Raw genomic sequence first — 11,980 nt, forward strand, 5'->3', positions numbered from 1 at the left:
TCACGAACCCGTCGACAGTCCGTCGAGGACCGTCTTGATATCTGCGTCGGAAACGACACCGAGATGAAGCTTCCGTGGCCTCGACGCCGCCGTCGCCTTGAACAATCCCTCGCCCAGCCTGAGAGATTCCGCACCCGATCCGTCCAGCACGCGAAGGCTCATGTCGTGCGAGGGGACGGCCAACCCCAGCCGCGCGGGTACGTAGGACCTGATGTGCGGCGTGACCACCTGCTCCGTAGGTCGCGTGGTGCGCAGAACGAGATGGATGCCGGCAGCTCGGCCGACCTTCGCAAGTGAGACTATCGCGGCTTCCGCTGTCGCCCCTTCCGCGCGAAGGACTTCAGTCAACTCGTTGACGAGGACCACGATGGCCGCGTAGGAGGCGTCGTCGCCTCCATAGAGGGAGCCCGTCGAGGGCGGCAGGACTCCGCTCCGCATCTTCTCTTTGAGCTGATGGACATGGCGGCACTTCGCCTGCCGGAGAGCCGCGTAGCGGCGCTCCAGCTCACTCGTCGCCCACTGCAGGACGTTCGGTCCCGCGATCGGCAGCACATGAGGAGCCTCCGCGAACCGGGAGAGTTCGCCGGAGTGAGAGTCGATGAGGGCAAGGCGAACCTGAGTAGAGGGCGTGCGAGCGAGCAGGGTAGCCACGACCGCCCGAACGGGGTCGGACTCGGGAGTTCCGACGGAACCCCCGATGAGGAGGTGAGCTGACTCCTGAAGATTCAGGAGCACCAGTGCGCCCTCGTGGTCCTGTCCGAGGGGAACTGTCAGAGGACCGATGCCGTCGAGCCGCCGGAGGAGATCGGGAAGCCTGGCGTTGGACCGAGAATCCGTCGCCTTGGGCAGCGTCGCCACGACAGTGGGAAGTGGAGCCGGCCGGTCGTTGCTCGAATTCTGCCGCTCACTTGTCCGCAGGCCGCGGAACGCGTGCAGTCGCTCGGCGACCTCGCTGGCGTGCTGTGGCCGCTCGGCGGGGTCCTTGGCCATCAGCTCAAGTATCAAGTCCTCGATGGCAGAGGGCAACGTGGGCCGAATCAGGCTTGGAGCTGTGGGCATTTGCGTGATGTGTTTGTACATGAGCTGGGCGGAGTCGCCCATGAACGGTTGTTCGCCGGTGGTCATCTCGTACATCACGCATCCGAGGGCGTAGAGATCGGAGCGAGCATCCACATGCCCCTCGAACTGCTCAGGGGCCATGTACGCAGCGGTGCCGATCCCCGAGGTCACCTGCTGTTGCGCCGACTGGATGATCCTCGCCACGCCGAAGTCGCAGATCTTGGGCCGATCGTCGGGCAGGACCATGATGTTGGCGGGCTTGATGTCTCGATGGATGATGTTCCGCTCATGGGCGGCTGCGAGAGCGTCGGCCGTTCGTTCACCGAGTAGCGCAGCCCGGTCGCACGAGAGCCCCTGCCGGCGGTGAGATGCCATGACCTGAGCCAGGTTCTTGCCGTTGAGCAACTCCATGACGAAGAACATCCGCCCCTCGTGCTCACCCACGTCGAAGACCACGACGATGCCGGAGTGCTGGAGAGGAGCGACGATCTTTGCCTCGGCCAGCAGCCGGTCGATGTTGGACTGGTCCTCCGCCATGTGACTGAGCACGATCTTCACCGCGACGGGTCGTGCGAGAAGAGTGTCGAAGGCCTTCCAGACCTCACCCATACCGCCCGCGCCCAGCTTCTCCTCAAGTCGGTATCTGTCAGCCAGCGACACTCCGCTTCGCACTATGCCCTCCGCCGTCGATGCCGGAACCGCGACTCGACCACCTGATTGATGTCGGGATCCTACCCATTAGGGGCCTACCAGCACGAACCGCATACTGCGCCGTGAAGAGTATTCGAAAACAAGTTTGGCAAGAGAGCCCGCCCTGAGGAGCGCCTGGGCCTTTATCGTCCATGGTAAATCGAGAAGAATAAACTCCGTATCGTGTCATGGGAGAGCTGTAATGTATTCACGTTTCACCAGCCTGGAGGTCTGCGCAGGCGTCGGTGGCCAGGCGTTGGGGCTCGAGCGCGCTGGATTCGACCCCGTCATGCTCGTTGACGACGACCCTCAGACGTGTGCGACCCTGCGTGCCAACCGGCCGGACTGGCGGGTGCTGCAGACCGATCTCAACGATTACGTGGGGACGGAGTACGGCGGGGTGGCCGACGTGGATCTCCTGTCCGCAGGAGTGCCGAGCGCACCGTTCGCCACGTCGGGCCGACAGCACGGGATCTCCGACCGCCGAGATCTGCTCCGTACCGTGATCTTCCTTACCATGGACGTACAGCCACGGGTCGTCATGCTGGAGAGCACATCCAACCTGCTGACGAATCCAAAATTCGAGGCCGTCCGGCGCTTCGTGAGTAATGAGTTGGAACATATGGGCTATTGTTGGACGTCATCAGTTCTGGATGCGCAGCATTTCGGTGTCCCTCAGACCCGGCGGAGCGGAATCATCATCGCCATGCGTCCCGACGATTTCGAACGATTTTCCTGGCCTGTGGGGAATTGCCACGCCCCCACCCTGGGTGAGGCACTCCGTGATTCGATGGCAAGCCGAGCATGGTCAGGAGCGGATGAGTGGGCCCGTATCGCGAATCAGGTCGCTCCGACGATTGTCGGTGGATCGAAGAAGCATGGCGGCGCGGACCTGGGCCCCACCAGGTCGAAACGCTCCTGGCAGGCCCTGGGCGTGGACGGCGGCAGCTTGGGCGACGAGGTGCCCGGTCCCGAGTTCGTGTTGGCGCCCCAGGCCGGCCGCTCCGGCCTGCCCAAGCTGACCGTTGCCCAGGTGAAGCTCCTGCAGAACCTTCCGACCGACTGGGAGGTGACGGGTCGGAAGACTGCCGCCTACCGCCAGGTGGCGCAGGCCATGCCGCCTGCTGTCGCGACCGCTGTCGGACGACACATCGCGCAGGCCCTCGCCCGCTGAGCATTTGGCTTGATTCCTACCTCTCTCTTCCGGATAGTGTGAGGGTCATGCCCGGCCGCACCACCGACACCATCAAAGTCATGGACCTCTTCGCGGGGTGTGGCGGATTCAGCGAAGGCTTTCATCAGTTTCGCGTCAACGGCGCAAAGACCTGCCCCTACCGCACCGTCGGTGCGGTCGAGTTCAACCTGGCGGCAGCCTCCACCTACGCCGCCAACTTCGGTTCCGAGGCGAAGGTGTTCGCCGGGGACATCAAGGACTGGACGCCCGATTCAGTAACGTCGCAGGTCGACGTCATCCTGGGTGGGCCCCCGTGCCAGGGCTTCTCCGGGCTGGGCAAGGAAGATCCCGACGATCCTCGGAACACTCTCTGGCGGGAGTATGTGAAGATCGTCAGGGCGTTACAGCCGAAGGTCTTCGTCATGGAAAACGTGGATCGGTTCCTCCGGTCCGTCGAGTACACCCTGTTGCAGAAGGCCACCGAGAAGGGCGGCGAGCTCAGCGACTACCGCGTCGAGACCCGTATCCTCAACGCAGCCGACTACGGGGTGCCGCAGTTCCGCCGTCGGGTCATCGTCCTGGCGGTCCATCGCGACCTCGTCGCCAAGCACCCGAACCGGCTGTGGCTCACGCACCCCGAGCCGACTCATCGACGCCCAGGCAAGGTAGAGGAAACGGACAAGCTGCCTCTGTTCGAGGCCGATCATCCGAGGTGGCTGACCGCGCGGACAGTATTCGAGCGGACACCCGCGGCCACTGAGAGCACCACTCTGCCTGAACGAGAGATCGACCTTCTCGGAAAACTCGTGCCTGGAACCTTCAGGACCAGCGAGCTTCACATCGGGCGCATCCCGACAGAGCTCTCGATTGCCCGCTATGCCGCCATTCCGCCGGGCGGGAACCGTCACAGCCTCGCCGACAAGCCCGGGCTGTCCACGGAGAACTGGCTGAGGCACCGCACCGGCGCAGGAGACGTCATGGGCCGCGTGCGGTGGGACGAGCCCTCGGTTACCATTCGCACGGAGTTCTACAAGCCGGAGAAGGGGCGGTATCTCCATCCTGAGGCCAACAGGCCGATCACGCACATGGAGGCGGCTTTCCTCCAGGGTTTCCCCGACGATTTTCTCTGGTGCGGATCCAAAGTCGAGATCGCCCGGCAGATCGGCAACGCCGTACCTGTAGGGCTAGCTCGAGCGATTGCGGGAGCCCTGCACAACTATCTCGCCGAATGTGGTGAGGTTCAGTGGTTCGGCCCGGACGTGTAATGACGGTGGCACGGTGCCGATAGTTCCCAGCGGCCGACTGCCGCGCGCTCGGTGTCTCGCCCGTAAAGCATCAGGGTCATGCTCCACCGCACTTGATGGCGGCGTACCCTCGTAGCTGGTCAGCTGGATGGGAAGCGGCAAGCCGGTGCTGCCGCTTTCCCACAGGACCCGGGTTACTTGCCGGTGGTGAGGACCATGCGGTAGCGGGCCTCGCCGGACATCATGCGGTCGTAGGCGGCCGCGACGTCGTCCAGCGGGCGGGTTTCGATCATGGCGCGGACGCCGGTCAGGGCGGCGAAGTGCAGGGTTTCCTCGACGTCGCGGGCCGTGCCGGACGGGTGGCCGTGGATGGTTCTGCTGGATGAGATGAGCTGGAACGGGCTGACCTGGATGGGTTCGGGGGTGGCGCCGAGCACGATGAGTTCGCCGTTGTCGCCGAGCCCGTCGATGACGGCGCTCATGGCCTCGGAGCTGGCCGCGGTGGCGAGCACGACCTTCGCCCCGCCCAGGGCCTGCAGTTGCCCGGCGACGTCGCCGGCGTTGCTGTCGATGTAGTGGTGGGCGCCGAAGTTCTTGGCCGCCTCGGCCTTGGAGGCGCCTCGCGCGACGGCCACGGTCTCGAATCCGAGCTTGCCGGCGAACTGCACGCCGAGGTGGCCGAGCCCGCCCAGGCCGAGTACGGCGACGAGGTCGCCTGGCCCTGCCGCGCTGTGGCGCAGCGCGTTGAACGTGGTCACGCCTGCGCAGCCCATGGGGGCGGCTTCGGCGGCGCTCAGCTCGTCGGGGATGCGGGCCAGCGCGGACACGGGTACGACCACGGCCTCGGCGTAGCCGCCCGGGTACGCCCAGCCGGGGACCTGCATGCGGACGCAGTGGATGAAGTCGCCCCGGCGGCAGGCCGGGCAGGTGCCGCAGTTGCCGCCGAACCAGCCGACGGCCACCCGGTCGCCGACGTTCCAGTTGTCGACGCCGTCGCCGAGCGCTTCGACGCGTCCGGCGATCTCGTGCCCGGTCACCAGCGGGAAGGTCACGTTGGGGAAGCCCGCGTTGACGAACCCCGCGTCGGACCGGCAGACGCCGCAGGCCTCGACCGTGAGCCGTACGTGGCCCGGCTGCGGCTCGGGCAGCTCGCGCTCGACCACGCTGAATCCGCCGCCGGGTTCGGTGACCTGGGCGGCTCGTACGGTCAGCGGCTTGGCGTAAGTCTCCGTGGACATGATGAACCCCTTCGGAAAGGCTGGACCGGACCCCATCGGGCCCATACCCAGCACACCACGCGGCAGCCCTCGGAAACGGCTCTGACCAGGCCCTGAGCGGGCTGGTACCCGGGAGGCAGGTACGGACAGGGCCACCCGGGCGCGGATGTTCTCCCGCTTCGCCTGCTGAGCAGCTTGTCCACCCTGCCGATATCAGCGATACGAACTTTTGATTCCATCGATATTATCAGTGATAAGCTTTAGTCGTTTCCATCGGAACGGACCACTGGAGTGCGACATGATCATCGTGACCGGCGCCACCGGACTGCTCGGGCGCCAGATCGTCGAGCGGCTGCTCACCCGCGTCCCCGCCGCCCAGGTCGGTGTCAGCGTCCGCGACCCCGGCAAGGCCCGGGCCTTCGCCGACCAGGGCGTACGCGTGCGGCACGGCGACTTCGCCGACCCCGGCAGCCTCGCCCACGCCTTCGAGGGCGCCACCCAGGTGCTGATCGTCTCGATCGACGCGTTGGGCGACGAGGCCGTACGAGGGCACCGCGCCGCGATCGGCGCGGCCGTCGCGGCGGGCGCCCGCCGCGTCCTCTACACCAGCCACATGGCCGCCGGCGCCTCCTCGCGCTTCCAGGCCTGCCGCGACCACGCCGCGACCGAGGAGGCACTGCGCGCGTGCGGCGTGCCGTTCACCTCGCTGCGCAACGGCTTCTACGCCGCCAGCGCGGTGCGGTTCCTCAGCCAGGCCATGCGCTCCGACCAGATCGTGCTCCCCGCCGACGGGCCGGTCAGCTGGACCGCCCACGAGGACCTCGCCGACGCGGCCGCCGCCGTGCTGGCCGACGAGGGCCGCTTCGACGGCCCCACTCCCCCGCTCACCGCGGCCCGGGCGCTCACCTTCGACGACATCGCCGGCATTGCCGGGGACGTGACCGGCCGCGCCGTCACCAGGACCGTCGCACCCGACGACGCGTTCCGGCGGCAGCTGACGGAGCACGGCGTGCCCGACGAGTACGCGGGCCATCTGATCGACATCTTCGTCGCCGCCCGCGCCGGCGAGTTCGCCACCGTCGACCCGGCCCTGGCCGGCCTGCTGGGCCACGAACCCACCCCGCTGAGCTCCGTCGTGCGCAAGCACCTGCCGGGCACCTGAGCGGCGCGGGGACCTACCCGCCGGCCGCCAGGCGGTCGAGCCACTCGCGGAGGAGGTGCTGCTCCGCCTCGCTGAGCGTGCTCTGCTGCGGCAGCGCGGCGCGCAGCGCCCGGGCCGCGCCTGCGGGGCCCGGGTCGCGTACGGCCGGCTTCTCCGTGGTGACGGCGGTGACCATGGACTCGCGCATGGCGGTCAGCAGGGCCCGGTCGCGCCGGTCCTCGGGCAGCGACAGCCAGGTGAGCACGGCCCCGCGGGCGGTGGCGTGGATGACGGCGGCGGCCAGCGCCTCGTCGACGCGGAGCCTGCCCGCGGCGGCGATGCGGCGGATGCGCCCGAGGAGCAGCTCCATGCCGGCCTTATGCGCGGGCGAGTCGCTGCCGCGCCGGGGTTCGCCGTACATCATGGCGTAGAGCGCCGGGTTGGTGAGCCCGAACTCGACGGCGAGGTCCCAGCCCGCCCGCAGGTCCTCGACCGGATCGTCGGGGGCGGGGATGGCCCGCTTGTCCTCGACGAACCTGGCGTAGCCGTGCTCGGCCACCGCGTCGAGCAGGCCGTCCATGTCGGCGAAGTGGCGGTAGATCGCGGGGGGCTGCACGCCGGCCGCCGCCGCGACCGCGCGGGTGGTGACCGCCTCGCGCCCCTCGCGGGCCAGGAGGCCGGCCGCGGCCTCGACCACCCGCTGGCGGGTCAGCTGTCGCCCCTCCGGCGGGGAGCTCCTCGACATGGGGCAACGATACCGCTCGGAACGTATCGATGGTTCAGCGCTGCTCGGCGTGCGCCCTCCCACCTGGAGCGACGTTTGCCGACCGGCGGCCTGCCCCTGTAGGAAGGCCGTATGTCCGTCGAAGGTGAACGCCCGTCGGTCGACCACCGCGTGGAGGACGCGCTGTGGGCGGCGCGAAAGTACTACCTGCACGGCGTGACGATGGACACGATCGCCAGGGAGCTCGGCGCGTCACGCTCGACCGTGTCCAGGTTGCTCGCCTACGCGCGCGACGTGGGCCTGGTCGAGATCCGCGTGATGCCGCCCCGCACCCGGTCGACGCGGAGCGAGGCGGAGCTCACCGGCCGCTATGACGTGCAGGCGCACGTGGTGCCGGTGCCCACGACCGCGTCGACGGTGGAGCGGCTCGAACGGTGCGCCGTCCACACGGCCCGGCTGCTCACCTCGGTCTTCGACTCCGACATGATCATCGCCGTTTCGTGGGGCACGATGGTCAACGCGATCAGCCGCTGCCTGGTGCCCAAGGAGACCACCAACTGCCAGATCGTGCAGCTGAACGGTCTCGGCAACGCCCGTACGACGGGCACTCACTACGCGGGCGCCATGTTGTCCGCGTTCGGGGCGGCGTTCGGCGCCTACGTCCAGCAGTTTCCGGTGCCGCTGTTCTTCGACTCGCCGCACACCAAGGAGCTGCTGCTGCGCGAGCGGAGCGTGCGCTGGGTCGTCGAGCTGCAGCAGAGCGCCGACGCGGCGCTGTTCAGCCTGGGCACCGTGACCGGCGGGATGCCCAGCAGCCCCTACCTGAGCGGCTATTTCCTCGACGAGGCCGACTTCGCCTCGCTCGCGGAGGACGGCGCCGTGGGCGACATCGCCACCTCGTTCTACCGGCCGGACGGGTCACACGACGGCGTCAGGTTCAACGCCAGGACGAGCGGACCCGACCTCGACCAGTTCCGCCAGGTGAAGCACCGCATCTGCGCGGTGTCGGGCGACCACAAGGTCGACGCCCTGCACGCGGCCCTCACCGGCGGTTACGTCACCGAGCTCGTCGTCGACGAGATCACCGCCCACGTTCTGTTGGAGCGGTATGCCTGACGGCGGCCGGCGTGCCGTCGCCCGCCTCCTCGTCCCTGCCGTGGAAGGGCATGCTGCGGCCGTCCCTGACCCCGAGCGCGCCGGCGATCGCGATGGCGCACATGACGACCATCAGCGCTGAGATCGCCCACGTGCCCTGCGTGCGCGCGGTCAGGAAGGCCGCGATGAACGGCAGGGTGCCGCCCGCCGCGGCGGCGGCCAGCTCCCGGCCCGCCGCCACTCCGGTGAACCGCATCCTGGTCGGGAACTGCTCCGGCAACATCGACGCCTGCGAGCCCAGCATCAGGTCGTTCGCGAACGTCAGCACGACGACCATGGCGAGCCAGACCAGCATCGTGTTCCCGGTGTCGAGCAACCAGAAGAACGGGAACGCGGCGACAGAGCACAGCGTGGCCCCGGCGATGAACACCGGCTTGCGCCCGAACCGGTCGGACAGCGCGCCGGACAGCGGCAGGGTGACGAGCTTGATCGTGTTGGCCACGAGCAGGCCGCCGGTGGCGACCGCCGCCGCCAGGCCGACGTTCTCGGTCACGTACGACAGCGCGTAGACGCTCGGTATGTACGTCGCGACATTCGGCCCGACGCTGACCAGGAAGCTTTTCAGCAGCGAGCCCGGCGCCTCCCGCAACACCGCGACGAGGGGCGCTCTGCTCCGGTCGCCGGCCTCGACGGTCTCCGTGAACGCCGGCGTCTCGTCGACCCGTGACCTGATGTAGAGGCCGACGGGCAGGATCAGGATGCTGACGAGGAACGGCACGCGCCAGCCCCAGCTGAGGAACGCGTCCTCGGGCAGCCACGTGAACGGGGTGAACACCAGGGCGGCGAGGATGACGCCGAGCGCGTTGCCCGTGGGCGGGATCGCGGCGAACAGCCCGCGACGGCCCGGAGGCGCGTGCTCGGCGGCCATCAGCGCGCCGCCCGCGTACTCGGCGCCGGCGCCGAGCCCCTGCGTCACCCGCAGCAGGACCAGCAGCACCGGGGCGGCGACGCCGATCGAACCGTAGTCGGGGATCAGGCCGATCGCCGTCGAGGAGACGGCCATCACCGTCAACGTCACGACGAGCACGAACCGGCGTCCGTGACGGTCGCCGAGGTGGCCGAAGAGCAGGCCGCCGACGGGACGGGCGAAGAAGCCGACCGCGAACGTGCCGAGCGAGGCCAGCGTCGCCGCGAGCGGGTCGCCTTCGGGGAAGAACACCTTGCCGAACACGAGCGCGGCGGCGGTGCCGTACAACATGAAGTCGTACCATTCGAGCGCGGTCCCGATCGTGCTCGCGGAGACCACCCGGCGGATCATCGCCCGCCTCCCGACCGGCCGCTCGCGGCCGGGAGCCGCTCGGCGTGCGGGCCGAGGTAGGCGCCCTGGTCGAGCAGCCGCTGCTGGAGCTCCGGCACGTCGACCCGCCGCGGCGCGACGCCGGCGGCGACCGCCATCGCCGCGCCGAGCCCGGCGGCCTCGCCCATCGCGAACGAGGGCGGCATCACGCGCACCGCGGCCAGCGCCTCGTGGGTCGCGGAGATGCACCGGCCGGCCACGAGCACGCCGTCGAGCTCCGCCGGGAGCAGGCTGCGGAACGGGATCTCGTAGATGTTGGCGGTCGGCGGGATGCCGTCCTCGAACGGCCCGTCGCCGCTGACCGGGCTGTGGATGTCGACCGGGTAGCCGGCCACGGCGATGACGTCGTCGAAATGCCTCCCGTCGACGAGATCCTCCAAGGTCAGGACGTATTCCCCCACGATACGTCTGCTCTCGCGCACGCCGACCGTGGCGGCGGTGTCGAGCAGCTTGGCCCGCTCCAGGCCTGGCAGGTTCTCGTGGAAGAACGCCATCAGCTGCCTCACCTGCCGCCGGCCGAGCACCTCGGCGCGGGTCAGGTCGCCGACGTCGGTGCCGTTCATGCCGAGCACCCTCGTCGTGTTGACCCGCCAGACGCCCGGCTCCAGCGTCTTGAACATCTGGACCCCGCGGCGCGGGATAGGGAACCGGCCCTCCCGCCGGGCGCGCTCGACGACGCCCTGGAAGGGGAACAGCTCGTCAGGGTGCGCGTCCTGGTAGGCCTGGACCTTGGCGTCGTCGACGTTCGACACCCGGAAGAACACCGTCATCGGCTGCACCTCGCCGTCCCCCTCCCGCCCGTACGCGTAGGCGGCGCCCCCGCGTGCCGCGACGTCGCCGTCGCCCGAGCAGTCCACGGTGACCGTGGCGGGCACCACGGCCAGGCCGCTCTTGTTCGCGACGACGACGCCGGTGACCCGCCCGTCCGCCACCACGGTGTCGGCGACGAAGCTGTGCAGCAGCAGCTCGACCCCGGCCTCCAGGCACATCTCCATCGCCACCTGCTTGGCGACCTCGGGGTCGAACGGCGTGACGGCTTCGTGCCCGAACACCATGAACCCGGAATACTGGCTGCCCGCCCTGGTGCGCGAGGGGTGGACCGCTCCACCGGCGGCCTCCATCCTGCGGACGAACTCGTCGAAGACGCCGCGGATCAGCTGCGTGCTCCCGTCCAGCGAGAACGACGTCATGCACGGGCCGACCAGCCCGGCGGTCAGGTTGCCGCCGAGGAAGCCGAACCGTTCGACGATCCGTACGGACGCTCCGGCCCGCGCGGCCGCGATCGCGGCCGCGAGGCCCGCGGGCCCGCCACCCACGACGAGGACGTCGGTGGCGTCGCTGATCGGGATGTGGCGCGTGTAGTGGAGGGTGGTCACAGGCACTCCTTGTTCCGGTGCTCGGGGTGTCGCGCCACTGTGACCTGCGCTTGAACGGATGGTCAACGGATCTGCACGAACGTGCACAACGCACGTTTTGCACGCATGCTGCACAGCTGATTGCCTGCGTCCGGCGATGAGTTCCGCGCCCGGGGCAGGTCTATCCCTGAAACGGACAACCATGCCCACGAAGTGAGGGACCATGAAAACCAACGCGCTCCCACCCGTCGTCGACGCCGGCACCTGGCAGCGAGAGCTCGACGCGCTGCGTGCCCGGGAGAAGGCCGCGACCAGGGAACTCGACGCCATCGCCGCCCAGCGCCGCCGCCTGCCCATGGTGGAGATGCCCGGCTACGTCCTCGAAGGAGAGGACGGACCGCTCCGGCTGGCGGACGTCTTCGACGGCAAGCGGCAGCTGATCGTCTACAACCACATGTGGTTCCCGGGCGAGGAATGGCAGTGCGCCGGCTGCACGGGCTTCTCCTCGCAGTTCACCCGTACGGAGTTCCTGGACAGCTACGACGCCCGGTTCGTCGTCGTCACCCAGGGCCCCATCGACGAAGCCCTCGCCTACAAGCGGCGGGTCGGCAACGCGATGCCCTGGTACTCCACCGCCGATAGCCCGTTCGGCGCCGACGTCGGAGCGGGGCCAGGCGAAGGCTTCGCCCTCAACGTGTTCCTGCGCGACGGCGACACCGTCTACCGCACCTGGCACACCAGCGGCCGGGGCATCGAGCAGCTCACCCACACGTTCGCGCTGATCGACGTGCTGCCGTACGGGCGGCAGGAGGAGTGGCAGGACTCGCCCGACGGCTGGCCCCAGTCGCCTGCCTACAGCGGCTGGCCCAGCTCCCAGGACATCGCCGCCCGCTACGGCCCCGCCTGAGACCGCGCGCACTCAGT

General features: G+C 68.9%; 10 protein-coding genes. 5 read left to right on the plus strand and 5 right to left on the minus strand.

What is annotated here, in order from left to right; translation table 11 throughout:
• Positions 1-1,719: a serine/threonine-protein kinase gene (locus tag ACZ6SA_RS24260; protein WP_465830565.1), complete on the minus strand. Its 1,719-nt coding sequence runs from the start codon at positions 1,717-1,719 to the stop codon at positions 1-3.
• Positions 1,720-1,951: 232 nt separating this feature from the next.
• Here ACZ6SA_RS24260 and ACZ6SA_RS24265 point away from each other — a divergent pair, with 232 nt between their 5' ends.
• Together ACZ6SA_RS24265 and ACZ6SA_RS24270 are read left to right on the plus strand one after the other, a co-directional pair.
• Positions 1,952-2,923, plus strand: coding sequence for a DNA cytosine methyltransferase (locus ACZ6SA_RS24265; RefSeq protein ID WP_465830567.1), 972 nt, complete (start codon positions 1,952-1,954; stop codon positions 2,921-2,923).
• 47 nt (positions 2,924-2,970) lie between these two features.
• Complete coding sequence (locus tag ACZ6SA_RS24270; protein ID WP_465830569.1) at positions 2,971-4,188, plus strand: DNA cytosine methyltransferase; 1,218 nt, start codon at positions 2,971-2,973, stop codon at positions 4,186-4,188.
• A 173-nt stretch (positions 4,189-4,361) separates the two neighbouring features.
• Here ACZ6SA_RS24270 and ACZ6SA_RS24275 read toward each other — a convergent pair whose 3' ends face one another.
• Positions 4,362-5,405, minus strand: coding sequence for an alcohol dehydrogenase (locus tag ACZ6SA_RS24275; protein WP_465830571.1), 1,044 nt, complete (start codon positions 5,403-5,405; stop codon positions 4,362-4,364).
• 277 nt (positions 5,406-5,682) lie between these two features.
• Between ACZ6SA_RS24275 and ACZ6SA_RS24280 the strand changes: the two genes are divergently transcribed.
• On the plus strand, positions 5,683-6,546 hold the full coding sequence (locus tag ACZ6SA_RS24280; protein ID WP_465830573.1) for an NmrA family NAD(P)-binding protein: 864 nt from the start codon (positions 5,683-5,685) through the stop codon (positions 6,544-6,546).
• Between the two features lie 13 nt (positions 6,547-6,559).
• Here the strand turns inward: ACZ6SA_RS24280 and ACZ6SA_RS24285 are convergent, their stop codons facing one another.
• Positions 6,560-7,270 (minus strand): TetR/AcrR family transcriptional regulator, encoded by a 711-nt coding sequence (locus ACZ6SA_RS24285; RefSeq protein WP_465830575.1) that lies wholly within the window; start codon positions 7,268-7,270, stop codon positions 6,560-6,562.
• Positions 7,271-7,381: 111 nt separating this feature from the next.
• On the opposite strand from ACZ6SA_RS24285, the gene ACZ6SA_RS24290 reads away from it, so the two are divergent.
• Positions 7,382-8,365 carry a sugar-binding transcriptional regulator gene (locus ACZ6SA_RS24290; protein WP_347645750.1) on the plus strand — a complete coding sequence of 328 codons (984 nt, stop codon included), beginning with the start codon at positions 7,382-7,384 and terminating at the stop codon, positions 8,363-8,365.
• Here the strand turns inward: ACZ6SA_RS24290 and ACZ6SA_RS24295 are convergent.
• Both ACZ6SA_RS24295 and ACZ6SA_RS24300 read right to left on the minus strand, forming a co-directional pair.
• Positions 8,331-9,662, minus strand: coding sequence for an MFS transporter (locus ACZ6SA_RS24295; protein ID WP_347645749.1), 1,332 nt, complete (start codon positions 9,660-9,662; stop codon positions 8,331-8,333). The genes ACZ6SA_RS24290 and ACZ6SA_RS24295 overlap by 35 nt on opposite strands.
• Positions 9,659-11,077 (minus strand): FAD-dependent oxidoreductase, encoded by a 1,419-nt coding sequence (locus ACZ6SA_RS24300; protein ID WP_465830578.1) that lies wholly within the window; start codon positions 11,075-11,077, stop codon positions 9,659-9,661. Before ACZ6SA_RS24300 ends, ACZ6SA_RS24295 begins: the two co-directional genes overlap by 4 nt.
• 202 nt (positions 11,078-11,279) lie before the next feature.
• On the opposite strand from ACZ6SA_RS24300, the gene ACZ6SA_RS24305 reads away from it, so the two are divergent.
• Complete coding sequence (locus tag ACZ6SA_RS24305; RefSeq protein WP_347645747.1) at positions 11,280-11,963, plus strand: DUF899 domain-containing protein; 684 nt, start codon at positions 11,280-11,282, stop codon at positions 11,961-11,963.
• The last annotated feature ends 17 nt before the right edge of the window (positions 11,964-11,980 follow it).

Source organism: Nonomuraea sp. NPDC049378, assembly GCF_055586745.1.